Origin of the sequence: Mycobacterium sp. UM_Kg1 (assembly GCF_000972925.1) — a bacterium.
Taxonomy (GTDB): Bacteria; Actinomycetota; Actinomycetes; order Mycobacteriales; family Mycobacteriaceae; genus Mycobacterium; species Mycobacterium hiberniae.
Genome location: NZ_JRMK01000056.1, coordinates 1 through 25,559, shown reverse-complemented (window position 1 = coordinate 25,559; position 25,559 = coordinate 1). Strand labels below are relative to the sequence as shown.

Below are 25,559 nucleotides of genomic sequence, written 5' to 3'. Positions count from 1 at the left end.
CCCACACCGCCGAAGAACGCGCCCGGCACTTCGCCTACCTGGTCACCACATTCGTGCAGCGGGGCGCACACACCATCGAGGCCACCAAGGCCGCCGAGGACCAGTGGCTGGCCGCCATGGAGGAAGCGTCGGAAAAGCCCAAGGCCTTCTACGCCGAGTGCACGCCGAGTTATCTGAGCTCCGAGGGCGATCGGGAGAATCCGCACGGAATGCTCTCGACCAACTTCGGCGGCAAGCCCGTCGACTTCTTCGCGATGCTGCACGCCTGGCGCTGCGCCGGGGCGCTCCAGGGGGTGATCCTGCAATGACCGGACCGGCATCGGCTGCCGGAACCGCCCCGGCCCCTGCGCGATTGACGATGCGCGACCGGCAACGCATCATGACCCGCGACCACATCATGGCCGCGGCACTTCAGGCCTTCGCCGAGCGCGGCTACGTCGCGGTCACCATCGACGACATCGTGCGCCGGGCCGGCATCGGCCGGGCGACCTTCTATCTCCATTTCGACTCCAAAGCCGCGGTGCTGCGCGAGCTGCGCAGCACCGCGATGACCGTTTGGGCCCAGCAGGACGCCCCGCGCGGCGGCGCATCCGGCCGGCCGTCGATCAGGGCGTTCTTTGAGAAGCTGGTCGACTTCTATACCCGCACGCCGCAGCTCTACATGGCCCTGCATCAGGCGCGGGCGGCCGACCCGGAATTCGCCGCGGCGCACCGAGACACGATGGAGGCCAACGTCGTCGAGTGGGCCGAGGCCGGCGTCATGCCCGGCGCCACCGAGGCCAAACTGCGGCTGGCCATCGCGATGATGTACACCATGGTCGACTCCTTCATGCATCTGTGGCTGGTCGACGGCTGGCCGTTGGAGCGCGAGGCCGCCATCGATGCGATGACCGACGCCCTGCACGCCACGATGCGCTAAAACACCGGCCCGAGCCATTGCGGCATCTATCGTGACAACGCGCGCGGGACCGCTGCGCGCGCAGTTCAGACGAGAGGTTGGCGCGATGACCGCACCGACTACGAGACGTCGCAGCGTCATGCAGTCGCTGACCGGGCTCAGTGTCCGCTACGTGGAGCGCCTGATGCCTGATCCGTATCTGTTTGCGGTGATACTTACGCTCATCGTTGCGGGCCTGGTCGCAACGCTGGTCGATGGCGCCTCGGCCAGCGGCATGCTGCAGGCCTGGTACGCCGGCGTGTGGGGGCCGGACAACATTTTCACGTTCGCCTTCCAGATGGTGCTGATCCTGGTGACGGGTTACACGCTGGCCGAAGCGCCCGCACTGAAGCGGTCCATCGCGGCCATCGCGGAAAGGCCACGCACCCAAGCCCAGGCGGCCTTGCTCTGCTTTGCCGTCAGCGCCGTTCTATCCCTGCTGAACTGGGGTCTGGGCCTGGTCTCCGGCGCGCTGATCGCCCGCCAGGTGGCACGCCGCTTCCCCGACTCGCATTTCGGCTATTTGGTCGCCGCGGCGTTCACCGGGTTCATCGTCTGGACGCAAGGGCTCTCGTCGTCGATCGCGCTGGCCAACACCGATCCCGGCAGCCCCATCAACGTGATCCACAGGATCGCCGGATTCACTGTGCCGTTGAGCCAGACCATCTTCCAGCCGTACAGCTGGCTGTCGGCGATCGTGGTGCTGGCCGTGCTCGCGGTCGCGGTGTGGCGCATGGAGCCCTCCGAAAGCCTTGCTCCCGATCCCGGGGTGTTCGACGACCAGGACACCGTCGAGCACCCGGGCAACCGGACGTTCGCCGAAAGGCTGGAAAACCTGTGGGTGCTCAACGTCGTGCTCTTCGCCGCGGGCATCACCTATTTCGCCGCCAGCGGCTTTGTGCTCAACGTCTCCTCGATGATCATGCTGTTCACCGTCACCAGCGCCCTGCTGCACCGCACCCCGATCCGGTTCATCCGGGCGTTCACCGGTGCGGCGCGGGTCTCCGGGCCTCTGCTGCTGCAATATCCGCTGTACGGCGGTCTGGTCGGGCTGTTGGCCTATCAGGGCGCCGAAGGCGCCAAGCCACTGCAGACCCTGCTGGCCCAGACCCTGGTGAACGGCGCGACCGCGTACACGTTGCCGTTTCTGACCTTCGTCGGGTCGGTGATCATCAGCCTGTTCGTGCCGTCCGGCGGCGGCCACTGGGCGGTGCAGGGGCCGATCGCCGTCGACTCCGCGCTGGCGATCGGCCAGCACTCCCCCGGCTATCTGGGACTGGTCTCCATGGCCGTCGCCGTCGGCGAGGGTGTGACGAACATGATCCAGCCGTTCTGGCTGCTGCCGTTGCTGGCGATCGCCAAGCTGCATGTGCGCCAGGTCATGGGATTCACCCTGGTGGCATTTTTCATCGGTTTCACCGTGTTGGGAGCGATGACATTGATTGCCCCGTTTGTGGTGTGACGCTTCAGGGGTGCCTTGTCGCCGCGGCATATCGGTGCACACCGTAGACGGCGATCCCGAGCGCGAAGACCGCCAGCCCGGCCAGAACCGAGGCCCGCGGCATGGCGCACGCAACGATGAGGCATCCCGCCAGCCCGACGAGCGGAATCAGCCGCAGCGGACGGCCTTCGCGGGCCGACAAGGTCAAGGCGGAAGCATTCGCCACCGCGTAATAGACCAGCACTGCGAACGACGAGAACCCGATCGCGCCGCGGATATCGGTGGCGGCGGCCAGGACCGCGACCACTGCCCCCACCGCCAGCTCGGCTCGGTACGGCACCCCGAACCGGGGATGCACCGCAGCCAGCGCTTCGGGCAGATACCGGTCCCGCGCCATCGCCAGCGTCGTGCGCGAGACCCCCAAGATCAGCGCCAGCAGCGATCCCGTCGCCGCCACCACCGCCCCAACCCGAACCACCGGCGCCAACCACTGCGCGCCCGCGTCGGTCACGAGCTGCGCCAATGGTGCCGGTGATTCGGCAAGGCGCTGCGGGCCAAGGACATTCAGCGCCGCCACCGCTATCAGCGCGTAGAACACCAGGGCCACCCCCAGAGCGATCGGGATGGCCCGGGGAATGGTGCGGGCCGGATCGCGAACCTCCTCACCGAGTGTGGCGATGCGCGCGTAGCCGGCGAACGCGAAGAACAGCAGTCCCGCGGCCTGGAGCACCGAACCCAGCGGCGCCGAGGGCACCGGTGTCGCCGGGAGCGACGCGGGGCCGCCGACGAACGCGGTCACGATCACCGCGGCCAGTACGGCCAGCACCACCGCCACGATCACCCGGGTCAGCCACGCCGACTTCTGCACACCGGTCAGGTTCACCGCCGTCAGCACCACCACGGCGCCCACCGCCACCGCGTGCGGATGCGCCGGCCAGGCATAGACCCCGACCGTCAACGCCATCGCCGCGCACGACGCGGTTTTGCCGACCACGAAGCCCCAACCCGCCAGGTACCCCCATAGCGGCCCCAGCCGCTCACGCCCGTACACGTAGGTGCCACCGGAGGCCGGGTACAGCGCCGCCAACCGCGCCGACGAGGTCGCATTGCAGTAGGCGATCACCGCCGCGATCGCCAAGCCGACCAGCAGCGCCCCGCCCGCCGCCCGCGCCGCCGGGGCCACCGCCACAAATATCCCCGCCCCCATCATGGAGCCCAGACCGATCAGCACCGCGTCCAAGACACCCAGCTGGCGCCGCAGTGGCTCATGCGGCGCCCCGCCGGGCGCCGGCATCTGCGGTTCCTCGGCCATCCCCACCCCACAGTCGACAACTCTGATTCGGTCTGTTCACGGTAAGCGGCCGAAGGCCGGCACTTCATCGATGCCGAAACTGTGTGCCGATTCTTCACACCCGTGAAGGACTCGTTGACGCGGTTTGGCGAGACGTTCGCCATGGTGCAGGGTCGATGACATGTTGCCCGTGCTCGACCTGACTGACGCTGACACCGACCCGGAGCGTTTCCGCGTTGCGTTGCGGGAGGCGGCACACACGTTCGGTTTCTTCTACTTGACCGGACACGGAGTTCCCGACGCTCAGATCACGACCATCCTGGCCCTGGCCAGGAGGTTCTTCGCCCTGCCGGTGCACGAGAAGAACCGAATCAGTCAGTTGAGAAGTCCGCAGTTCCGCGGCTACTCACGGCTGGGCGGTGAGCTGACGAACGGCCTGGTCGACTGGCGCGAGCAGATCGATATCGGTCCGGAACGACCAGTACTTCCCGAGGCGCGGGGCTATTGGCACTTGCAGGGCCCCAACCTGTGGCCCGATCGGCCCGCCGGGTTCCGGGCCGCATTCGAGCAGTGGGACCGCTCCCTGTCGGCGGTCGGCTTGCGCCTGCTGCGACAGTGGGCGGTGTCGCTGGGGGCGACCGAAGGTCTGTTCGACGACGCGTTCGCCCTGCCGGCGACCCTGATCAAGGTCGTGCGCTACCCCGGCCGCGCCGACGGCGAACAGGGAGTCGGCGCACACAAGGATTCTGGGGTGCTGACGTTGCTGCTGGTAGAGCCCGAATCCGATGGTTTACAGGTGGAGCTCACCACCGGTGAGTGGGTCGACGTGCCACCCGTCCCGGGTGCCTTCATCGTCAACATCGGCGAACTTCTCGAGGTCGCCACCGGTGGCTATCTTCGGGCCACCCAGCACCGGGTGTTATCACCGAAACCCGGTACCGACCGCGTGTCCATCCCGTACTTCCTCAACCCTGCGCTGGACGCCACGATCCCCGTGATCACCTTGCCGCCGGAACTGGCCAGGCTGGCCCGCGGTGTCGAGGCCGATCCGGACAATCCCATCTTCAACACCTACGGCGAGAATGCCTGGAAGTCCCGCACCCGAGCTCATCCCGACGTCGCCGAACTTCATCACGGAATCACGCCGCCGATCTCCGGGGCTTCGAGCTACTGAGCATTGGCGTCGCCGTGATCGCAAACCTATCGAGGACGGGAGTCCTGCCCTAGCCTTCCCGGGATGTTCGACGTGCGCAGGCTGGTGGTGCTGCAGGAGATCGCACGTGCCGGATCGTTGAGCGCGGCAGCCGTCGCGCTCAATTACACCACTTCAGCGGTGTCGCAGCAGGTCACGGCGTTGGAGCGCGATCTGTGCTGCTCACTGCTGGTGCGCGGCCCGTCGGGTGCGCGCCTGACCCCGGCAGGGCGCAAGCTGCTCGAACATGTTCCGGCGATCATGGGTGCGGTTGCCGCCGCCGAACGCGACCTCGCGTCGATCACCTCAAGACCGGGCGTGGTGCGCATCGCGTCGTTCGCCAGCGCCGCCGCAATGATCCTTCCGCCCGCGATCGCCCAGGCGCGCCGCGCGTTGCCCGGGATTGGCGTGGAGTTGGTGGCCGTAGACCCCGACGACGGAGTCGAGCTGCTGCGCAGCGGGGACGCCGACGCCGCCATGGTCACCGAAGTCCCCGGCGAGCGGCCCGAGTTTCCCGGGATCAGCACCATGGGGGTCTATAACGACGAGTTCTTCGTCGTTCTGCCGCTCGGACACCGCCTCGCCGGACGGGCCGAGGTAACGCTGGCAGACCTCGCCAGCGACAACTGGGTGGTGAGCACCCAGACGGGCCAGTGTCCCGACACCCGCGTTTTTCGAACCGCTTGCCGGCGTGCGGGATTCGAGCCGACGGTCAGTTACCGCGCGGAAGAGTACGCAACCGTGCAAGGCCTCGTCGCTGCTGGGCTCGGCGTATCACTGGTTCCGTCGCTGGCCGCCTCGGGGGCGCGCTCGGACGTCGCCGTGCGCAGGGTGGCGGGACATCGCCCAGTGCGCACGGTCGCCATCGCCACCACGTCTCCCCCGGCACCGGCCAGCGTTCTGGCGGCCGTGATCGGGTTCATCGCCGCTGCCGGGGCGGCGATCGCGGAAGGCACCGCGTGCAGTGTTGCTGCACGCGCTTCCAGCGTCGCTTGAACCACCTGTTCACCGCCGCCCCGCTTTCCTAGTTTCTTCTCCAACCACAAGGTTCGAACTACACGATCAGGAGTCATCAGCGATGCCCATCAGTGACACCGCCGTACCCGTTCTGCGGTCGGTTGAGGATGTTTTGGACACCGCAGCCACCATCGCAGCGTCAGTTGCCGCGGGAGCCGTCCAGCGTGAGATCGACGGTGCCCTGCCGACTGACTCACTGAGGCAGATCAGTAACTCGGGCCTGCTGGGCATTCTGGTACCCGCGAGTTTCGGCGGACCGGATCTGCCCCGCTCCACCGCCGTTGAGGTGCTGCGGGTTCTCGCGCAAGCCGACTCCTCAGTCGGCCAGTTGTTGCTGTCGCATTACGTTCTGACCGCCGCTCTTGGCGGTCTCGCGTCGCGTGAACCCGCGCCGAGGATCTATCGAGATGTCCTCAACGGCGCCCAGCTCGGCAACGCCAGCGTCGAGCGCGGCACCCGCACCAGCGTGGAACGCACGACCACCGTCACCCGCCATTCCGACGGTGGTTGGGTGCTCGAGGGCACCAAGTTCTACGCCACCGGCTCACTCGGCGCGACGTGGATCGCGGTGGCCGCACGGATCAATGGAACCGACCACGGTGCGACCGTCTTCATTCGCCCCGACGACCCGGGTGTCACCTTGAATCTGGATGCGTGGTCAGCCTTCGGGCAGCGCGGAACAGCCAGTGGCGAAGTCGTTCTGGACAAGGTGCATGTTGCCGATGACCTTGTCATCGACGAAGGACCCGACCCCGACCCCATAGCGGCGGACCCGTCGGTGTTGGGGGCATTCGATCAGGCGCTGCACACGGCCATCGATGTCGGCGCCGCTCGCGCCGCACTCGAAGACGGTGCACGGTTCGTCTCATCGCGCAGCAGGCCCTGGTTCGAGGCGCAGGTCGAGCGTGCCGCCGACGAATCACACGTCGTCCGCCGATTCGGCGAGCTGACCGCCAAGCTGTACGCCCTGGAAGCTCTGTTGGCCCGCGGCGCGCGCCTGGTCGACGACGCACTGGCCGCACCGGTATTGACTCGCCCAGCAGCCGCGGCCGCCTCTCTGCAAGTGGCTGCCGCAAAGGCGCTCGCCCAGGAGTACTCCGTCGAGATCGCCAGCGGAATCTTCGAACTCGCCGGCGCTTCAGCCACCGACGCCAGATTTGCGCTCGACCGGCACTGGCGCAATCTGCGCGTGCACACCCTGCACGACCCCGCGCGATGGAAATACGTCCACCTGGGACGGCATACCCTCGACGGAACTCTGCCGCCGCGGCTCGGCCTGCTCCTGTGACACCACGATCCGAAGGAGCGCTGATGACCAGCTTCTACCTCACCGGGAGTATCAACGTCCCCACGCCCCAGGCCGCGTTCCACCTCGTCGGCGGTCGCCTGCAGCCCGGCGTGCGCCGCGTCCCCGACGGCGAACCCGGCGACCGCGCGAACTGGGTGCTCAACCATTCGGCCCATTTCCTGTCCAACGCGACCCTGGACGTCTCCGACAACCGCGCAAGGGTCCGGCCGGCAACGCCGGTCTCCTTCGGCCATGTCGACTACCACTCGCCGGCACTTGCCTCATACCGCGACTTTCGCACCGCCCGTGACTCCGGAGTTCTTGCGCCCGACAGCAGGTTCCTGGTGTCGATCGCCACCCCGTTCAACGCGGTGAACTCGTTCGTCCACTTTGAATCACAGGTCGAAGTGGCGCTGGCCTACGAATCTGCACTGCGGCGCAGCGTCGATGCCATCCAGGATGCGATCCCACCCGCCGACCTGGCCATCCAGTGGGACCTGCCCACCGAACTGGCCACCATCGAAGGGTGGTTCCCCAATCCCTACCCCGACCACGAATCGATCTTCGCGGCTACTGCGCGGCTCGCGGGCTGGGTCGCTGACGACGTCGACCTGACGTTTCACCTCTGCTACGGGGACTCGAAGTTCGGCGCCTCCCCGTTCATGGGCGAGCCGCCGACCGAAGAGGCCGCCGCGCGCGGAGGACGACACATCCTGCCGCGTGATACGTCCGCGATCGTGGCGTTGTCCAACGGCCTGGCTCGTCATATCTCGCGCCCCATCAACGCGATTCATGCCGCCACAGTGGCCACATGGAACAAACGTGCCCACTGGCAGCCGCTCGCAGGACTGGCCCTGGAACCCGAGACTGAGTTCTATCTCGGCCTGCTCAACTCCGAGGACGGCGCCGCCGGTGCTCGACGACGGGCCGCCATCGCCGCCGAATTCCTGCCCCGGTTCGGGCTGTCCACCGAGTGCGGACTCGGACGACACTCCCCCGAACAACTCGAAGCCGTGCTCCTGGCCTGGCAGCAGCTGTCCACCACGGACGATCCTGCCCTGCTGTCGTCCTGAGCGCTCACCGTCCCCCACAGTGACGTGACGGCTCGCCATTTGGTGCAATTCATCTTGTGTTTCTTCGCAGCGGCGCTGTCAGGCCGAGTTCTTCGACTGCGGTGCGCGGATCCTGCGATGAGTTATGAATGAGGAGCAGAGAGGTTGAGCAGCTACGGTTTCGACCTGGGCACCTACAGTCGTGCCACCGCCTCGGCTTCTGCTGAGTGCCAGCTGTGGTTCGACCGGGGCCTGAACTGGATATTCGGATTCAACCACGAAGAGGCCACTGCGTGCTTCCACGAGGCGCTGCGCCACGACCCCGGCTGCGCCATGGCGTGGTGGGGCGTCGCGTACGCGGCCGGACCCAACTACAACAAACCCTGGGAGCTCTTCGACGAACGCGAGACCCTGGCGGCTCTGGCGCTCGCCCGGCAGGCGAGCGCCAAGGCGCTGACACACGCCGCGGATGCGTCACCCGCTGACCGGGCACTGATCGACGCCCTGCAATTCCGCTATCAGTCCGAGCGCCCCTCGGGAGACCTGCAGGGGTGGAACGAGCAGTACGCGCACGCGATGCGGCAGGGCTATACCCGATTCGACGGCGACCCCGACATCGCAACGTTCTTCGCAGAAGCGTTGATGAATCTCAACCCGTGGAACATGTGGGATCTGCGGACCGGCGAACCCACCGCAGGCTCACCCACCCTGGAGTGCCGAGAGGTGCTGGAAGCCGCGATCGCTGGGCGCCGCACGCGAGGCGAAGCTCCCCATCCGGGCCTGTGGCACCTCTACATCCACCTCATGGAGATGTCCGCCACGCCCGAGGCAGCACTGCGCGTTGCTGACGAATTGCGCCGCCTGGTACCCGATTCGGGGCATCTGGCGCACATGCCCACTCACATCGACATCCTGTGCGGGCATTACCAGGATGTCGTCGACTGGAACGACACCGGCATTGAGAAGGACGTCAAATACTGGCGTTACGCGGGCGCGCAGAACTTCTACTCGAACTACCGCGTGCACAACTACCACTTCAAGCTGTACGGAGCGATGTTTCTCGGCCGGTTCGGTCCCGCGATGGACGCGGTGCGCGACATGCACGACACCATCCCCGACGAACTGGTGGAGATCGAAAGCCCGCCGATGGCGGACTGGCTCGAAGGCTACAAGTCCATCGGCACCCATGCCCTGGTCCGCTTCGGGCGCTGGCACGACCTGATTGCGGCCCCCCTACCCGACAATCCGGCACTGTTCTGCATGACCGCGGCAATGAACTACTACGGCAAGGGCGTTGCCCACGCCGCGCTCAAGCAACACGATGACGCGGCGGCAGCGCAACGCCTCTTCGAACGGACCGCGGCCACGGTTCCCGAGAGCCGGCACCTGCACAACGTGCGCTGCGTCGACATCCTCGGTGTCGCCCGCGAACTGCTGGCCGGCGAAATCGCCTACCATCGCGGCGAATTCGATGCTGCGTTCGGCCACCTGCGCGAGGCGGTGCGGCGGGAAGATCTGTTGCCCTACGACGAGCCGTGGGGATGGATGATGCCCAGTCGGCACGCGCTGGGCGCGCTTCTGCTCGAGCAGGGACACGTCGAGGAGGCGACCCGCGCCTACGAAGCCGATCTCGGCCTCAACGACGATGTGATCCGATCCAACCGGCATCCCAACAACGTGTGGGCGCTGGTGGGACTGCACCGCTGCTATGAGCTACTGGGCAGACACGACCAGGCCCGCGCCATCAGACCGCAACGCGACGTCGCCCTGGCCCGGGCTGACGACGACATCCGCTCCTCATGCTTCTGCAGCCTGATCGGCGCCGCGGCATCACCGGCACCCCACTGCTGCTAGGTCACCAACGAGCGCGAGTCTGCGGTAAACGCCGTTGACGCACCGCACCCGTGTCCCAGCGGCCTATGCTGCCCGATATGGCCGACTTCACCGCGTCGCTGCCACCGGAACTGGACGGCGTTCCGTCCGCCGAGGGATCGCTGCCCCCACCGTCTGACCTGGCCGGTCGGCCCTATGCACTGCCCATCGACATCCTCGGGGAGATCCACGGGCCGCTGTTCTACGCCGACTTCAGCGGTGTGCGAAAGCTGTACGCGTGCTCACCGGAGCTGGTCGACGAGCTGTGCGACGAGAGCCGGTTCGCCAAGAACCCGATGCGGCCGTTGGAGCGGGTCCGCCAGCTCGCCGGTGACGGTCTGTTCACCGCCTACCACGGTGAACCGAACTGGCAGAAGGCCCACGACGTCCTGATGCCGGGTTTCAGCTACGCCGGGCTGCGCAACTACCACGGCGCCATGCTCGACATCGGCAACCAGCTGATCGAGCGTTGGGATGGCTGCGTCGGGCATCGGCCGGCGGACGCGTCGACGGACCTGCAGAAGCTCGCGATGGACACCGTCGCCCTGGCCGGCTTCGGTGCGCGATTCGACTCGTTCAGCCACGAAGGCCTTGCCCCCATCCCGCAGCGTTTCACCGCGGCCCTGGGAAAGCTGGCAGCGACCGAGGGCACCGCCGACCTCGACGAGGAACTGGCGTATCTGCATCGCAGCTTTGACGCGCTGATTGAGCAACACCAAGCGACCGCCACGCCCGAACTCGACGACCTGCTCTACGTCATGCTTGGTCGCGACCCCGACGGCCGGCCACTGCTGCCTACGGACAACATCCGCAACCAGATCATGACGTTTCTGATCGCCGGCCAGTTGACCACATCAGAGCTGATGCCCACCGCGCTCTACAACCTGCTGCACCATCCGGCAGTGCTGTGGCGTGTCAGAACCGAAGTCGATGCCGTTTTCGGGGCAGACGACGACTATCTGCCGACCTACGACGACATCGGCAAGCTCGACTATCTGCGCCAGGTCATCAACGAAACGCTGCGCCTGTCCCCGCCGGTACTGAGCTTCGACCGAACAGCCCTGTCGGACACGGTCATCGGCGATCGGTACCCGATCAGACGGGGCGAGGCCGTCACCGTGCTCACCGGCGCTCTGCATCGTTCGCCCGCATGGGGCGACAACGTCGAACTCTTCGATCCGGACAGGTTCGACCCCGCCCGATCCGCCGAGCGGCCCGGCGCGGTGTTCAAGCCCTTCGGCACCGGAGCGCGGTCCTGCATCGGCCGCCAGTTCGCCCTGCACGAGGCCACCATGATCATCGCCCGGCTGGTGCACCGGTACCGCCTGATCGACTCGCAACACTATGTGCTGCAGTTCGACAGCGAACGCAGCCGGCGCCCGATAGCTTTCCGGCTCGACCTGATCCGGCGAACACCACCGGACCGCCGCAGCTCTGCCGCCCCGCCGGTCGCGACGCCAGAGCGGAGTCTGGCCAGCTCCGCCGTCAAAACGGGCACCACGTTGGCCGTGTTGCACGGCTCGAACCTGGGAACCTGCCGCGCACTGGCCAAGCAGTTTGCCGAAGAGGCCACCGACCTTGGCTGCCTGGTCACCGTCGCTCCGCTGGACGACTTCGCGGGAGCCCTGCCGCAGACCGATGCGGTCGTCATCGTCGCCTCGTCGTACAACGGTCAGCCGACCGACGACGCACGCGCCTTCCTCGCCTGGCTGCTCGGCGCGGACGCCGGACTCGACGGCGCTCCCTATTTCGCGGTCCTCGGTGTCGGGGATCGCAACTGGGCCGAGACCTACCAGGCGGTACCCAAGCACATCGACGAACGTCTGACCGAACTGGGCGCCCCGCCGCTGATCCCGCTGACCTGCGCCGACACCTCAGGGGATCTGACTGGCACGGTCGAGGAATTCTCCGCGGCGTTGCGCGCAGCGCTCGGCGAGCACTTCGGCGATCCGGACGCGGCGCCGGTCACCGACGCCGACGAACCGCTCTACGACATGCACGCCATCATCGGCCCAGTCACGGCGGCGATCGACGCCCGGTTCGCGGTGACACCGATGACCGTCCTGGACAACACCGCCCTGGTGGGCGACGACGCGGGCCCCGGGGCCGCGAAACATTTTGTCCGCGTTGTCCTTCCCGAGGGAGTCGAGTACCAGACGGGTGATCACCTGACAGTCCTGGCGGACAATCCCCCGGACCTGGTCGACACGGTCCTGGACCTTCTCGGCATCGACGGCGAACGGCGGCTGTCGATCAATCCTCGACGCACCTCGCGGCGGCTGATCGCACTGGACCGGGAGGTGAGCGCACGCGAGCTGCTGACCCACTTCGTCGAGTTGCGCAAGCCGGTTACGTCAAGCCAACTACGGCGCCTGGCAGCGGCCAACCCGTACCCACCGGAGCGCGAACGCCTCGAGCAGCTCGCCGCCTCGGCCGATCCCTGCCCCCTCAGCCCCTTCGAATGCCTGGCGGCGTTCCCAGCGTGCGCACTGACCGGCGCTGAGCTACTCGAGCTGCTGGAGCCGATGACACCGCGCCACTACTCCATCGCGTCGTCCTCGCGCCTGACACCAGGCCTGGTAGGGCTGGTAGTCAGCGTGCTGGATGCGCCGGCTCGGTCCGGCTCGGGGCTGTTCCAAGGCGCATTCCGGGGCGTGGCGTCCAATCATCTGGCCGCCGTCACCCCGGGTGCACAGATTCGGGCGCGGGTCGATCCGGCCCGCCAGGCGTTCCGTGCCGGTGCCGACCCCGCGAAGAATGTGATCCTGGTCAGCGCAGGTACAGGCGTTGCCCCGTTCCGCGGCTTCCTCGGCGATCGCTTGGCGGCCAAACAGGAAGGGGCGCCCTATGCGCCGGCCCTGTGTTTCTTCGGCGTCCGAAACCCGGACGTGGACTACATCTTCCGGGAGCAGTTCGAGGCCGCCGAAGCGGTAGGGGTGGTCCGGATGCGCCCGGCCTTCTCCCGTGCACCGCAGGACGGGGTGCGCTACGTACAGGACCGGATCGCCGCGGACGCCGACGAGGTCTGGGAACTGCTCAGCAACCCGGCGAAGGACACCCACGTCTACGTGTGTGGCGATGGCGCCAAGATGGCGCCGGCGGTGCGGCAGGCATTCCTCGACATCTACCGCGCGCAGACCGGCCGCGACCAGAGCCAGGCTCGCGACTGGCTTATCGGCCTGGTGGAGTCCGATCGATACGTCGAGGACGTGTGGGCGGGCTGACAACGGGCCTGCCTCTGCCCCTCGTGGCTGCTCGACTCGTGTGCATTTCACAGGAAAGCTCCGGTAACGCCCTGTAGCGTGAGGGACGCACATCATCGCTTGATGGGCTTGAAAAATGAAAGAAGTGAAGTAAATGGCACAGGGCACTGTGAAATGGTTCAACGGCGAAAAGGGCTTCGGCTTCATCGCCCCCGACGGCGGAGCGGCTGACGTCTTCGTTCACTACTCTGAGATCGGCGGCAGCGGATTCCGCACCCTCGAAGAGAACGCTCGGGTTCAGTTCGAAATCGAACAGGGCGCGAAAGGTCCGCAGGCTGTAGGCGTTTCGGTCATCTGACCGAACACACAGACTTCAAGAGGCTGTCGCAGCGAAAGCTGCGGCAGCCTTTTTGTCGTCCCGGCCCCGGCCGCCGTCGGAGCGCCGAATACCGGACGCGACAAAGCCGCGGACCGGGCCCGCAGCTTGGTCGATCGACAAGTTCGGATTCTTGTTCGTCGGAACCTGGGAGCCTGTCGGCGCGATGTGCAGTACTGCCGAAGTGACAGCAGACAGTCGCCTCGCCGTACCGGCCAATATCCCCGAGCCAGGAATCCTGACGTTCACCAATCCGTTCCCAACCCCCATGAAAACGGCCCCCGGAGTGTCCTCCGAGGGCCGTTTCACCTAGTAGCGGGGACAGGATTCGAACCTGCGACCTCTGGGTTATGAGCCCAGCGAGCTACCGAGCTGCTCCACCCCGCGTTGGTATCTACGAGATTACCGAATGAGTGGCCAGGGGCCAAATCGCCTGCACCCGGCGTCGGAGCATCGTCCTTGTCGGCCCAACTTCGCTATGCCATGCTGCATTCCGAGAGCCCCAGCGAAAGAGACGACAGATGCCCGGACTTGTCGACAGCATCAGCCGGCTGCTCAGTTTTCGCATCAACGTCGGCGTACTGGCCGGCCTGGGCCTGTTGCTCGGCGTGCCCTACCTGATGCTCGGGCTGATCTGGTCGCTGACCCATACCGCCCGCCTGCACGAGCTGCAGGGCCTCGATCTGGTGGTGTCGTTCTTCGGATCTGTGCTGTGGTGGCCGGTGCTGGTGATCGCGAGCGTTTGTCTACAGTGACCGCACAGCGCAACCGCGCCCGGCGACGACGGAGGCAGTCCGGATGGCCAACCATGAGGACACCTTGGGGCCCGACAGCATGCTGTGGCACTTCGTGGCCGACCGCCGCTACCTTTTTGTACTCCCGCGGGCGGTGTGCCTGCTGCTGCTGCATCCCGGCATCGCCGCCGGCATCAGCGAGCACGCCCTGACACCTAAGCGCATCTGGCTGCACAAGAAGCGCACCTTCACCCAGGCGGTCAACTACGCGTATTCCGACCTCGACCTACGGCCCCAGATGCGTTTTGCCCACGAACATGTCAAGGGCGTCGACGATCTGGGACGCAAGTACCACGCGCTGAATCCCGACCTGTTCCACTTTCAGCACGCCGCTTACGTCGAGTCGCTGGTCTTCATGGTCATCACCTTCATCGGCCCCCTCGACGCCGCGGAACACGAGCAGCTCTATCAGCAGTGCTGCGACTGGTATCGCCGATACGGCATTTCGACGCGGCCATTACCGGCGACCTGGCTGGCGTTCGTCGACTACTTCGAGGACTACTGCTCGGCGCACCTGGTGGCCGGGGCACACTTCGAGCCGTTCCGCGAGCAGATCTTCGCGCCCACCGATTGGTGGATGCGTGCGGTCCCTCAGCCGGCGATCCGCGCCCTGCAGCATCCCCGCGCCCGGGAACTGACCGGCGTGCACGTGACGGCCGCGGACCGCTGGTCGTTGCGGCAGTTCGTCCGGTTGAGCCGGCTGTCCCCGATGACGCCCCGGCACCACTGGAACGCCCGGGCACGCACCGCGCTGGGTGCCGCCGCTGCGCATAGCAGCAGGACACCACTGGCCGCGGACCTCGGCTGAGTGCCGTTGCCCGCTACTTGGTGTTGTTGAACTTGGCCATGGCGTCGTCGAGGCGCTGCAGCGCCGCACCGTAGCCCGCGAAGTCTCCGCGGCGCTGGGTGTCGCGCACCGCCGCGATGGCTGCGTCGATCTCACGCAGCGCAGCGGCTTTGGCCGGAGACAAGCCGGCCTCGGCGGACGGCGGCGTCGGCACCGCCGCGGCGGGTGCCGGAGGTGCCGGCGCCGTGCCCTGCGCGGCACCGCCGCTTTCGGTCGGTGCGATGTCGGTGGCCGCCGCGCTGGCGCCGGGCCCGAACAGCCCGGTGAGCGCGTCGGAGACCGTTGGCCCGTAACCGATCTTGTCGTTGTACATCATCGCCACCCGGATCAGGCGAGGGTAGGACGACGCGGCGTCGCTGGTGCCCGGTGAGGCATAGACCGGTTCGACATAGAGCAGGCCACCTTGGGCGACCGGCAGGGTCAGCAGATTGCCCCAGCGGATGCGGTTCTGGTTGTCACGCCCGATCACACCCAGGTCCTGGCTGACCGTGGTGTCGGTGGTGATCGCGTTGTTGGCCAGCTTGGGACCGTTGACCTGCCCGGGAATGGTGAGCACCGTGATCTTGCCGTAGGTGTCGGGATCCGAACTGGCGCTGATGTAGGCGGCCAAGTAGTCGCGCTTGAACCGGTTCATCGCGCTGGTCAACTGGTAGGAAGCCGAACCGTCTTCCTTCACAAGGTTTTTCGCGACGATGTAGTACGGGGGCTGGAAACTGCTGGCCGTCGGGTTGGGGTCCAGCGGAACATCCCAGAAGTCCGACGTGGAGAAGAAGGTCACCGGATCGTTGACATGGTATTTCGCCAGCAGCATGCGCTGCACCTTGAACAGGTCCTCGGGGTAGCGCAGATGCTCGGCGAGCTCAGGCGAGATGTCCGCCTTGGGCTTGACCGTTCCCGGAAAGACCCTCATCCAGGCCTGCAGCACCGGATCCTTCTCGTCCTGGGCGTACAGGCTGACGGTTCCGTCGTAGGCGTCGACGGTGGCCTTCACCGAGTTGCGGATGTAGGACACCCGCCGGTCGGGCAACAGACGATTGAACTCGACGTCTTTGGAGTCCATGGTCGCCGAGGACAACGACGTGAGCTCGGAGTAGGGGTAGTTGTCCAGCGTGGTGTAGCCATCGATGATCCACACCAGCCGCTTGTTGACGATCGCGGGATACACCGTGGAGTCCGTGGTCAGCCACGGCGCCACCGCCTGTACCCGTTTCGCCGGGTCACGGTTGAACAAGATCTTGCTGTCCGCGCCGATCACGTTGGAGAACAGGAAGTTGCGTTCGGCGAACTTTGCGGCGAACACGCTGCGGCCCAGCCAGTTTCCGATCGGAACCCCGCCGGTGCCGGTGTAGGTGTAGTTCTTCGTCTCGGTGTTGGTTTCATAGTCGTACTCGCGGTCGGGACCGTTGCGCCCCACGATCGCATAGTCGGAGACGGTGTCGGCGATCACCGGGCCGTAGTAGATGCGCGGCTGCTCGAGCCGGGCCGGACCGTTGGAGACCACCCCGCCGTTCGCGCCGACCACGTTGACCAGGAACTCCGGGTATCCACCGTTTTGGTTGGGGTCGTTGGCGATCCCGCGCACGGTGTTGGCCGGCGAGGCGATGAAGCCGTTGCCGTGGGTGTACACGGTGTGCCGGTTGATCCAGTCGCGCTGGTTGTCGATCAGCCGGCCCGGGTTGAGCTCGCGGGCGGCCACCACGTAGTCGCGCAGCTGGCCGTCACCGTCGCGATACCGGTCGATGGTCAGCTGGTCGGGGAAGAAGTAGAAGTTCTTGCCCTGCTGAAACTGGGTGAATGCGGGGCTGACGATGGTCGGGTCCAGCAGCCGGATGTTCGACGTGGTGGCCGCGTCGGCGCCCACCTGCGCCGCCGTCGCGCGCGCGTCGCCGCGGTAGTCCCGGTAGGTCACCACATCCTCGGTCAGCCCGTAGGCCTGCCGGGTGGCGGTGATGGAGCGGGAGATGTATTCGCTTTCCTTCTGCGCCGCGTTGGGCTTGACGCTGAACTGTTCGACGATCAACGGCCAGCCCGCACCGACCACGACCGACGACAGCAGCAGCAGCACCAGACCGATCGCCGGGATCTGCAGGTCGCGCAGCACGATCGCGGAGAACACCGCGACCGCGCAGATCAGCGCGATCGCCAGCAGGATCATCTTGGCGGGCAGCACCGCGTTGATGTCGGTGTAGCCGGCCCCGGTGAACGGCTTGCCCGTGCGGGTGTGGCTGAGCAGCTCGTAGCGATCCAGCCAATAGGCGGCGGCCTTGAGCAGCACCAGGGTGCCGATCAGGCTGACCACCTGGATGCGTGCCGGACGGCTCAGGGCACCGGCGCGCCCGGACAGCCGGATGCCGCCGAAGATGTAGTGCGTCGCCAGATTCGCGATGGTGGCCAGGCACAGCGTCGCCAGCACCAGCCCCACCACCAGCCGGTAGAACGGCAGGTCGAAGGCGTAGAAGCCCATGTCCTTGCCGAACTGCGGATCGGTGATCCCGAAGTCACCGCCCCGCAGGAACAGCTGGATGCGCACCCAGTAGCTCTGCGCCACGATCCCGGCCAGCACACCGATCGCGACCGGAATCCCGATCGCGAACAGCCGCAGCCGCGAGAGCACCGTGGTCCGGTAGCGGGCCACCGGGTCGTTGACACCGTTGCTGGGAACAAAGACCGGCCGGGCCCGGAAGGCCGCGGCCATCGCGGCGAAGACGATCCCGCCGACCAGCAACGTCACCACCACGAACGTGATCAGTCGGGTCAGCAAGGTCGTGACGAACACCGAGCGGTAGCCCAGCTCGCCGAACCACAGCCAGTCGACATAGCCGTCGATCAGCCGCGGCCCCACTAACAGCAGCGCGATCACGACGAACGCGCTGCCGACCATGATCCGGCTGCGCGCGGTCAATTTCGGCATCCTCGCGGTGGGCCGCATCCCCACGTGCCACGCTCCCTAGCTCAGTTGTCCCCGACGGCCCCACTGTAGCCAACTCCGGGATCAGCAAGAGGGCGGCTGACCTCCCTCGGTGACGGTGCGCAGTGCACCCACCGCCTGGGCGAGGCTGTCGACCTTGATCAGCTGCAAGCCCTTGTTGTCCGCCCGCGCCTCGTAGCAGTTGTCGGCCGGGACCAAAAACATCGTCGCGCCGGCCTCGCGGGCGGCCGTCATCTTGTGGGCGATCCCGCCGATCGACTCCACCTGACCGTTGGATTTGATGACCCCGGTGCCGGCGACGAAGTTCGATCCGGCCAGGGTGCCGGTGGTCAGCTTGTCCACCACGGCCAGCGAGAACATCAGCCCCGCCGAGGGCCCGCCGATGTTGGCGAGGTTGAAGTCGATGCTGAACGGCGCCCAGGGCGCGTCGAGGACCGAGACACCCAAAAAGCCGTTGGGCCGGTCCTTGTTCTCTCCGAGCGTAATCCGGGCGGTCCCGGGTGCGGCGTTCTTGCGCCGGTAGTCGATGGCCACCGTCTCGCCCGGTTTGGTGTCGGCCAGCCGCGCGGTGAACTGCTCCACGGTGTAGACCGGTTTGCCGTTGACGGCGTCCACGGCGTCGCCGCGCTGCAGGGCCCCCGCGGACGGTCCCGGATCGTGGACGTCGGCGAGGGTGACCGCCGACGGATACCGGAGGTAGCCCAGGGCGGCGTATTCGGCGCTCTGCTCGGAGGCCCGGAAGTCGGCGGTGTTGCTTTCGTCGACTTCCTCGCGGGACTTGCCGGGCGGATAGACCAGGTCACGAGGCATGAGTTGCTCCCGCCCGGACAGCCACAGCGCCAGCGCCTCCCCCAGGGTCAGCCCGTCGCGCTGCGAGACCGTGGTCATGTTCAGGTGACCGGTCGTCGGGTGGGTGGTGGTCCCCTCGATAGCCACCACCTGCTTGCCGTCGATGGCGCCGAGCGTGTCGAAGGTGGGCCCCGGCCCCAGCGACACGAACGGCACTGTCACCGCCGTCAGCAGTACGCCGAACGTGACCACCGGCAGCACAGCCGCCAACAGCGTCAGAATCCGCCTGTTCACCCCGGGTATGGTAAACGGCCCCGGCGCCGGCGCGGACGGCCCGATCGCCGCGGGCCGTGTGTCGTACCGCCGGACGGTGCCGGTGGGTACGGTTGTGTCTATGGCTGATCTGCCCTTCGGTTTCTCATCCGGGGACGACCCCGACCGCGAGCGAGGCTCTGGGCCCACCGACCCGTTCGGCATGGGCGCCGGCTTCAATATGGCCGATCTGGGCCAGGTTTTCACCCAGCTCGGACAGATGTTCAGCGGCGCCGGCCGGGTGAGCGCCGACGGCCGCCCGGCGGGACCGGTGAACTATGACCTGGCACGTCAGGTCGCGATCAAGTCGATCGGCGCGGTGTCCCCGGTCAGCGCATCCACCGCGACGGCCATCGGCGATGCGGTGCGCCTGGCCGAAACATGGCTCGACGGTGCCACCCCGTTGCCGGCCGGCACCACCCGCGGGGTGGCCTGGACGCCGGTGGACTGGGTCGAGAACACCATCTCCACCTGGCAGCGGCTGTGCGACCCGATGGCCGAACAGGTTTCGTCGGTGTGGGCGTCGGCGCTGCCGGAGGAGGCCAAGAGTATGGCCGGCCCGCTGCTGTCGGTGATGTCGCAGATGGGCGGGTTGGCGTTCGGCTCCCAATTAGGTCAGGCGCTGGGCCGGTTGTCCGGGGAGGTGCTGACCTCCACCGACATCGGTCTGCCGCTGGGTCCGAGCGGCGTGGCCGCCCTGCTGCCCGGGGCGATCGAGGAACTGGCCGGCGGCCTGGAGCAGCCGCGCAGTGAGGTCGTCACTTTCCTGGCCGCCCGCGAGGCCGCCCACCACCGGCTGTTCGCCCACGTGCCGTGGCTGTCGCACCAGTTGCTCAGCGCCGTCGAGGCCTATGCCCGGGGCATGAAGATCGACATCCGGGGCATCGAGGAACTGGCCCAGGGCTTCGATCCGTCGGCGATGGCCGATCCGGCCGCGATGAACGAACTGCTCAACCAGGGCGTGTTCGAGCCCCAGTCGACCCCCGAGCAGCTTGCCGCGCTGGAGCGCCTGGAGACCCTGCTGGCGCTCATCGAGGGTTGGGTGCAGACGGTGGTCGATGCGGCACTCGGCGACCGGATTCCGGGCACCGCGGCCCTCTCGGAGATGCTTCGCCGGCGTCGGGCCACCGGGGGTCCCGCCGAGCAGACCTTCGCCACCCTGGTCGGTCTGGAGCTGCGGCCGCGCAAGCTGCGCGAGGCCGCCGCGCTGTGGGAACGGCTGACTGCCGCGGTCGGGCCGGATGCGCGCGACAAGGTCTGGCAGCATCCCGATCTGTTGCCCGAGGCCGCCGATCTGGACAATCCGGCGGCGTTCATCGACCGGATCATCGGCGGTTCCAGCGACGTCGATTCGGCCATCGACCAGGCGATCGCCGAATTCCAGCGCGAGGCCGACAAGCCCGACGACGACAGCTAACCGCACGCCGCCCAGCGCCCCGGTCGCACTGTGGATAACCGGCGGGGCGTCGGCGGCGACCATGCCAGGGTCAGACCGTGTCCACCGATACCTACACCCTGGACCCGGCGCTGCCGGTGTTGCTGCGTCCCGACGGGACGGTGCAAGTCGGGTGGGATCCGCGCCGGGGTGTGCTGGTGCGCCCACCTCGCGGGCTGACCGCGTCCGCGCTGGCCGCCCTGTTGCGCGCGATGCAGCTCCCGGTCACCGCTGCCGCGCTGCGTCACCAGGCCGCGGCGTACGGCAGCGTGGACGCCGAGGAACTGGACGCCCTACTGACCGCGCTGGTCACCGCGCGGGTGGCGGTCCGCGGCGGCGGGGCGCGCCGCCGGTGCCGCACCGTGACGTTGCGGGTGCACGGCCGGGGTCCCCTGTCGGATCTGCTGGTCGAATCGCTGCGGTGCACGAGCGCGGTCGTCCGGCGCAGCAGTCAGTCGCACGCCGCGGTCGGCACGGCGGGGACCGATCTGGTGGTGCTGGCCGACTATCTGGTCCCCGACCCACGGCTGGTGCGCGAGTTGCACGCCGAGCGGGTGGCCCACCTGCCGGTGCGGGTGCGCGACGGAACCGGAGTGGTCGGCCCGCTGGTGCTGCCGGGTGTCACCAGCTGCTTGGGCTGCGCGGACCTGCACCGGCGGGACCGGGACGGCGCGTGGCCCGCGGTAGCCGCCCAGCTGCGCCACACCGTGACGCCCGCCGACCGGGCGACGGTGCTGGCCACAGCGGCGCTGGCGCTGAGCCAGGTCGACCAGGTGGTGGCGGCGGTGCGCGGCAACGCGGCCGGCCCGGCCCCACCGACGCTGGACGCCACCCTGGAACTGGATCTGGCGAGCGGATCGATGCTGACCCGCCACTGGATTCGTCATCCGCTGTGCGACTGCTGAGCTGGCATCGCCACCAGGGATTATCAACGCGGTGACCGGCGCCACAACAACGTCGTGGATGATAGATACGTGTCAGAGATCAAACGCGGTAGCGCGGCGCGCAATGCGAAGCTGGCCAGCCTGCCCGTCGGCTTCGCCGGCCGGGCAGCGCTCGGGTTCGGAAAGCGGCTGACGGGCAAGTCCAAGGACGAGGTCACCGCCGAGCTCATGGAGAAGGCGGCCAATCAGCTGTTCACCGTCCTGGGTGAACTCAAGGGCGGCGCCATGAAGGTGGGCCAGGCCCTGTCGGTGATGGAAGCGGCCATCCCCGAGGAGTTCGGTGAGCCCTACCGGGAGGCGCTGACCAAGCTGCAGAAGGACGCCCCACCGCTGCCCGCGGACAAGGTGCACCGAGTGCTCGACGGACAGCTGGGCACGAAGTGGCGGGAACGGTTCAGTTCCTTCGACGACACCCCCATCGCCTCAGCCAGCATCGGGCAGGTGCACAAGGCGGTCTGGGCCGACGGCCGCCCGGTAGCGGTCAAGATCCAGTACCCCGGCGCCGACGAGGCGTTGCGTGCCGACCTCAAGACCATCCGGCGGCTGACCGGCGTCTTCAAGCAGCTGGCCCCGGGCGTCGACGTCAAGGGCGTCATCGACGAGCTGATCGAGCGCACCGAGATGGAGCTGGACTACCGGCTGGAGGCCGATAACCAGCGCATCTTCGCCAAGGCCTACGCCGGGCATCCGCACTTCTGCATCCCCAACGTCGTGGCCAGCGCACCCAAGACGGTGATCCAGGAGTGGATCGACGGCGTGGGCATGGCCGAGATCATCCGCACCGGCACCGTCGAGCAGCGCGACCTGATGGGCACCCGGCTGGCGGAATTCACCTGGGACGCGGCCCGCCGGCTGGAGCTGATCCACGGCGACGCGCACCCCGGCAACTTCATGCTGCTGCCCGACGGCCGGATGGGCATCATCGACTTCGGCGCGGTGGCACCCCTGCCCGGCGGGTTCCCCCCGGAACTGGGTGCGTCCGTACGTTTTGCCTACGACGGTGACTACGACAAGGTCATCGCGGTCATGCGCCAGGGCGGCTTCATCCAGAAGGGCCAAGACGTCTCCGTGCGCGAGATCGACGAGATGCTGCGCCAGCACGTCGAACCGGTTCAGGTCGAGGTGTTCCACTACACCCGCAGGTGGCTGATGCGGATGGCCGGCAAACAGCTCGAGCGGCCGGTGGAGCAGCTCAAGACCGCCCGCCAGCTGGACCTGCCGCCCAAGCTGGCGATGCCGATGCGGGTGCTCGGTTCCACCACGGCGATCCTGTGCCAGCTCGACGCACATGTGCCGACCAGGCGGATCTCCGAGGAACTGGTGCCGGGCTTCGCCCACCCCGACGAGGTTCTGGCCGAGCCGTCGGCCTGAGCCTGCCGGACCTAGGCGGCCAGCGGCTGCTTACGCGGCCGGCCGCGGGGCCGTTTACGGCCCACCACGTTGCCCCGGTCGAGGATCTCGCCGCCCCACACGCCCCACGGTTCGCCGCGCTGCAGCGCCGCTGCAAGGCACTGCTGGCGGATCGGGCACCCAGCGCAGCGTCCCTTGGCCCGCTCCAGGTCGGCCGGGTTCTCCGCGAACCACAGGTCGGGGTCGCCCGTGCACGGCAGCTGAAGTTTTCTCGACATGGTGTACCTGCTTTCCGGTCGGCTCGTGTTGGTCGGATCCGGGCCGGAAGGCGGGCTGGCCGAAAACAAAAAATGACCACGGATCCTGGTTGGGTCCGTGGTCATCGGGTGGCTGGGGAGCAGCGGCCCTAAGGCGAACCCCGATGCACGGACTCGGCGGCGGCGTGAATCGCCACTGCCTGGGCAGCGGCGCCATGGCGCGCGCCGGCCGGGCGTACCCACAGGACGCTGATCGTGGTCATGGGTCCGAAGGGTAACCGCTGGGCGCACCACCCCACAACCGAATTTTCTCCAGAACCGCCGTCAGCCCCGGTTGCGGATCATCTCCAGCACGTCGGAGCCGAACTGTTCCAGCTTGCGCGCTCCGATACCCGGAATAGCCACCAAGGCGGCCTCGTCGCCGGGCAGCATCTCGGCGATCGCGGTCAAGGTGTTGTCGGAAAAGACGATGTAGGCGGGCACTTTCAGCTCGGTGGCGGTCCGCAGTCGCCAGTCCTTGAGGGCGACCAGCAGGTCGGTGTCGACATCCGCGGCGCAGGTCTCGCAGCGGCTGAGCATGATGGCCGCCGGGGTGACCAGCACCTTGTTGCAGACACGGCAGTGTTTTGGGGCACCACGGGACCGGCGTTTGGCCGGTGTGGTGGAGGCGTCGGCCTGCGGGGCGATACCGCTGAGGAAGCGCGACGGCTTGCGGCCGGCCCGACCGCCCGGGGCGCGGGCCAGCGCCCAACTCAGGGTCAGGTGAATCCGGGCCCGGGTCACCCCCACATACAGCAGGCGGCGCTCCTCCTCGACCGCCTCACTGTCGGCGCCGTGGGCCAGGGCATGGGAGATGGGCAGCGTGCCGTCGGCCAGGCCGACCAGGAACACCGCGTCCCACTCCAGGCCCTTGGCGGCGTGCAGCGACGCCAGGGTGACCCCCTGCACCGTCGGGGGGTGCCGGGAGTCGGCGCGTACCCGCAGTTCGGCGACCAGCCCGGGCAGGTCGAGGTCGGGTCGCTGGGCCACTTCGTCGTCGACCAGTTCAGCCAGTGCGCCCAGTGCCTCCCAGCGCTCGCGCGCCGTGGCCCCGCTCGGTGGTTCGGCGGTCAGACCGAGCGGTTCGAGAATGCCGCGCACCAGTGCCGACAGCTCCGACCCGCTGCGCCCGGCTTCGCCGCGCTTGCGATCGTCGCCGGCCGACAGCTCCGACCCGCTGCGCCCGGCTTCGCCGCGCGCACCTTCTCTTTCCGCGGCCCGTTGCAGGGCGACCAGCGCCTGGCGGATCTCCTGGCGGGTGAAGAACCCCTCACCGCCGCGGACCTGGTAAGCGACCCCGGCCTCGGTGAGAGCCTCCTCGTAGACCTCGGACTGCGCGTTGATGCGGTACAGCACGGCGATCTCGGCCGGCGCGACGCCGTCGTGGATCAGCCGCGCGATCGATTTGGCCACCGCGGTGGCCTCGGCGACCTCGTCGGGGTGTTCCCGAAAGACCGGCGTTGGGCCGGATTCGCGCTGACCGATCAGCTTCAGCTTGCTGCCGGCCACCCGCCCCCGGGCGGCGGCGATCACCCGATTGGCCAGCGACACCACCTCGGGGGTGGAGCGGTAGTCGCGTTCCAGGCGTACCAGGACCGCGTCGGGGAACCGGCGGGTGAAGTCGAGCAGGTAGCGCGGCGAGGCTCCGGTGAACGAGTAGATGGTCTGGTTGGCGTCGCCGACCACGGTCACGTCGTCGCGCTCGCCCAGCCAGGCCGACAACACGCGCTGCTGCAGCGGCGTGACGTCCTGGTATTCGTCGACGACGAAGCAGCGGTAGCGATCCCGGAACTCCGCTGCCACCGCCGCATCGTTCTCGATGGCCGCAGCGGTGTGCAGCAGAAGGTCGTCGAAGTCGAGCATCGCCACCTCGCCCCGGGCCTTGAGCGCCTCGTAACCGGCGTAGACGTCAGCCAGTTTCGCCGCGTCCAACGGGATGTCGCGGCCGGCCGCGGCCACCGCCCCGGGATACTGTTCCGGCCCGATCAGCGAGGCCTTGGCCCACTCGATCTCGCCGGCCACGTCGCGAACGTCGTCGTTGCTCAGCCGCAGACCGGCGTGCCCGGCGGCGCGCGCAACCACCCCGAACTTGCGGTCCAGCAGCTCCCAGGCGGTGTCGCCGACCACCCGCGGCCAGAAGTAGCGCAGTTGCCGGCGAGCGGCCGCGTGGAAGGTCAGCGCCTGCACTCCGGCG

19 protein-coding genes, 1 tRNA gene and 1 pseudogene are annotated in these 25,559 nt (G+C 67.7%); 15 read left to right on the top strand and 6 right to left on the bottom strand.

Going from position 1 to position 25,559, the window contains the following annotated elements; translation table 11 throughout:
* From LI92_RS10750 to LI92_RS10740, 3 genes and pseudogenes are all read left to right on the top strand, one after another.
* Positions 1-308: pseudogene (locus LI92_RS10750) on the top strand (monooxygenase); the annotation flags it as partial.
* Positions 305-919, top strand: coding sequence for a TetR/AcrR family transcriptional regulator (locus tag LI92_RS21835; protein ID WP_082109665.1), 615 nt, complete (start codon positions 305-307; stop codon positions 917-919). The pseudogene LI92_RS10750 and the gene LI92_RS21835, both read left to right, overlap by 4 nt.
* Positions 920-1,004: 85 nt before the next feature.
* Complete coding sequence (locus tag LI92_RS10740) at positions 1,005-2,399, top strand: TIGR00366 family protein (protein ID WP_046318698.1); 1,395 nt, start codon at positions 1,005-1,007, stop codon at positions 2,397-2,399.
* 4 nt (positions 2,400-2,403) lie between these two features.
* Here the strand turns inward: LI92_RS10740 and LI92_RS10735 are convergent, their stop codons facing one another.
* The gene (locus LI92_RS10735) at positions 2,404-3,672 is read right to left on the bottom strand and encodes an APC family permease (RefSeq protein ID WP_046318705.1); all 1,269 of its coding nucleotides are present in this window, start codon (positions 3,670-3,672) and stop codon (positions 2,404-2,406) included.
* Positions 3,673-3,850: 178 nt separating this feature from the next.
* Between LI92_RS10735 and LI92_RS10730 the strand changes: the two genes are divergently transcribed.
* The 7 genes from LI92_RS10730 (at position 3,851) to LI92_RS10700 (ending at position 13,651) form a co-directional block, all read left to right on the top strand.
* Positions 3,851-4,843, top strand: a complete 993-nt coding sequence (locus LI92_RS10730) for an isopenicillin N synthase family dioxygenase (protein ID WP_046318696.1) — start codon at positions 3,851-3,853, stop codon at positions 4,841-4,843.
* Between the two features lie 63 nt (positions 4,844-4,906).
* Positions 4,907-5,857 carry a LysR family transcriptional regulator gene (locus tag LI92_RS10725; RefSeq protein WP_046318694.1) on the top strand — a complete coding sequence of 317 codons (951 nt, stop codon included), beginning with the start codon at positions 4,907-4,909 and terminating at the stop codon, positions 5,855-5,857.
* Positions 5,858-5,939: 82 nt separating this feature from the next.
* Positions 5,940-7,166, top strand: coding sequence for an acyl-CoA dehydrogenase family protein (locus tag LI92_RS10720; protein WP_046318692.1), 1,227 nt, complete (start codon positions 5,940-5,942; stop codon positions 7,164-7,166).
* A 23-nt stretch (positions 7,167-7,189) separates the two neighbouring features.
* On the top strand, positions 7,190-8,239 hold the full coding sequence (locus tag LI92_RS10715) for a hypothetical protein (protein ID WP_046318689.1): 1,050 nt from the start codon (positions 7,190-7,192) through the stop codon (positions 8,237-8,239).
* 144 nt (positions 8,240-8,383) lie between these two features.
* Complete coding sequence (locus LI92_RS10710) at positions 8,384-10,072, top strand: tetratricopeptide repeat protein (RefSeq protein WP_046318687.1); 1,689 nt, start codon at positions 8,384-8,386, stop codon at positions 10,070-10,072.
* 77 nt (positions 10,073-10,149) lie between these two features.
* Positions 10,150-13,314: a bifunctional cytochrome P450/NADPH--P450 reductase gene (locus LI92_RS10705; RefSeq protein ID WP_046318703.1), complete on the top strand. Its 3,165-nt coding sequence runs from the start codon at positions 10,150-10,152 to the stop codon at positions 13,312-13,314.
* Positions 13,315-13,447: 133 nt separating this feature from the next.
* Positions 13,448-13,651 carry a cold-shock protein gene (locus tag LI92_RS10700; RefSeq protein ID WP_046318686.1) on the top strand — a complete coding sequence of 68 codons (204 nt, stop codon included), beginning with the start codon at positions 13,448-13,450 and terminating at the stop codon, positions 13,649-13,651.
* A gap of 331 nt (positions 13,652-13,982) precedes the next feature.
* Here the strand turns inward: LI92_RS10700 and LI92_RS10695 are convergent.
* Positions 13,983-14,056: transfer RNA gene (locus LI92_RS10695), tRNA-Met, on the bottom strand.
* A gap of 134 nt (positions 14,057-14,190) precedes the next feature.
* Here LI92_RS10695 and LI92_RS10690 point away from each other — a divergent pair.
* Positions 14,191-14,424: a hypothetical protein gene (locus LI92_RS10690; RefSeq protein WP_046318685.1), complete on the top strand. Its 234-nt coding sequence runs from the start codon at positions 14,191-14,193 to the stop codon at positions 14,422-14,424.
* Positions 14,425-14,467: 43 nt separating this feature from the next.
* Positions 14,468-15,271, top strand: coding sequence for an oxygenase MpaB family protein (locus LI92_RS10685; protein ID WP_046318683.1), 804 nt, complete (start codon positions 14,468-14,470; stop codon positions 15,269-15,271).
* Positions 15,272-15,284: 13 nt separating this feature from the next.
* Here the strand turns inward: LI92_RS10685 and LI92_RS10680 are convergent, their stop codons facing one another.
* On the bottom strand, positions 15,285-18,245 hold the full coding sequence (locus tag LI92_RS10680) for a UPF0182 family protein (protein ID WP_046318682.1): 2,961 nt from the start codon (positions 18,243-18,245) through the stop codon (positions 15,285-15,287).
* Positions 18,246-18,302: 57 nt separating this feature from the next.
* Positions 18,303-19,322, bottom strand: a complete 1,020-nt coding sequence (locus LI92_RS10675) for a YlbL family protein (protein WP_046318681.1) — start codon at positions 19,320-19,322, stop codon at positions 18,303-18,305.
* A 100-nt stretch (positions 19,323-19,422) separates the two neighbouring features.
* Here LI92_RS10675 and LI92_RS10670 point away from each other — a divergent pair, with 100 nt between their 5' ends.
* From LI92_RS10670 to LI92_RS10660, 3 genes are all read left to right on the top strand, one after another.
* Positions 19,423-20,757 carry a zinc-dependent metalloprotease gene (locus LI92_RS10670; RefSeq protein ID WP_046318702.1) on the top strand — a complete coding sequence of 445 codons (1,335 nt, stop codon included), beginning with the start codon at positions 19,423-19,425 and terminating at the stop codon, positions 20,755-20,757.
* Between the two features lie 77 nt (positions 20,758-20,834).
* Positions 20,835-21,680, top strand: a complete 846-nt coding sequence (locus tag LI92_RS10665) for a TOMM precursor leader peptide-binding protein (protein WP_046318679.1) — start codon at positions 20,835-20,837, stop codon at positions 21,678-21,680.
* A 54-nt stretch (positions 21,681-21,734) separates the two neighbouring features.
* Positions 21,735-23,090, top strand: coding sequence for a macrolide-binding ATPase MABP-1 (locus LI92_RS10660; protein ID WP_046318677.1), 1,356 nt, complete (start codon positions 21,735-21,737; stop codon positions 23,088-23,090).
* An 11-nt stretch (positions 23,091-23,101) separates the two neighbouring features.
* Here LI92_RS10660 and LI92_RS10655 read toward each other — a convergent pair whose 3' ends face one another.
* Together LI92_RS10655 and LI92_RS10650 are read right to left on the bottom strand one after the other, a co-directional pair.
* Positions 23,102-23,347 (bottom strand): WhiB family transcriptional regulator, encoded by a 246-nt coding sequence (locus tag LI92_RS10655; protein WP_046318674.1) that lies wholly within the window; start codon positions 23,345-23,347, stop codon positions 23,102-23,104.
* Positions 23,348-23,650: 303 nt separating this feature from the next.
* Positions 23,651-25,559 (bottom strand): ATP-dependent DNA helicase UvrD2 (locus LI92_RS10650; protein ID WP_046318673.1); only part of this gene is annotated, 1,909 nt, incomplete at its 5' end.

Bases quoted from the DNA above. Each gene is read 5' to 3' on its own strand.
- LI92_RS21835 (WP_082109665.1), top strand. From the start codon at position 305: ATGACCGGACCGGCATCGGCTGCCGGAACCGCCCCGGCCCCTGCGCGA.
- LI92_RS10740 (WP_046318698.1), top strand. From the start codon at position 1,005: ATGACCGCACCGACTACGAGACGTCGCAGCGTCATGCAGTCGCTGACC.
- LI92_RS10735 (WP_046318705.1), bottom strand. From the start codon at position 3,672: ATGCCGGCGCCCGGCGGGGCGCCGCATGAGCCACTGCGGCGCCAGCTG.
- LI92_RS10730 (WP_046318696.1), top strand. From the start codon at position 3,851: ATGTTGCCCGTGCTCGACCTGACTGACGCTGACACCGACCCGGAGCGT.
- LI92_RS10725 (WP_046318694.1), top strand. From the start codon at position 4,907: ATGTTCGACGTGCGCAGGCTGGTGGTGCTGCAGGAGATCGCACGTGCC.
- LI92_RS10720 (WP_046318692.1), top strand. From the start codon at position 5,940: ATGCCCATCAGTGACACCGCCGTACCCGTTCTGCGGTCGGTTGAGGAT.
- LI92_RS10715 (WP_046318689.1), top strand. From the start codon at position 7,190: ATGACCAGCTTCTACCTCACCGGGAGTATCAACGTCCCCACGCCCCAG.
- LI92_RS10705 (WP_046318703.1), top strand. From the start codon at position 10,150: ATGGCCGACTTCACCGCGTCGCTGCCACCGGAACTGGACGGCGTTCCG.
- LI92_RS10700 (WP_046318686.1), top strand. From the start codon at position 13,448: ATGGCACAGGGCACTGTGAAATGGTTCAACGGCGAAAAGGGCTTCGGC.
- LI92_RS10690 (WP_046318685.1), top strand. From the start codon at position 14,191: ATGCCCGGACTTGTCGACAGCATCAGCCGGCTGCTCAGTTTTCGCATC.
- LI92_RS10685 (WP_046318683.1), top strand. From the start codon at position 14,468: ATGGCCAACCATGAGGACACCTTGGGGCCCGACAGCATGCTGTGGCAC.
- LI92_RS10670 (WP_046318702.1), top strand. From the start codon at position 19,423: ATGGCTGATCTGCCCTTCGGTTTCTCATCCGGGGACGACCCCGACCGC.
- LI92_RS10655 (WP_046318674.1), bottom strand. From the start codon at position 23,347: ATGTCGAGAAAACTTCAGCTGCCGTGCACGGGCGACCCCGACCTGTGG.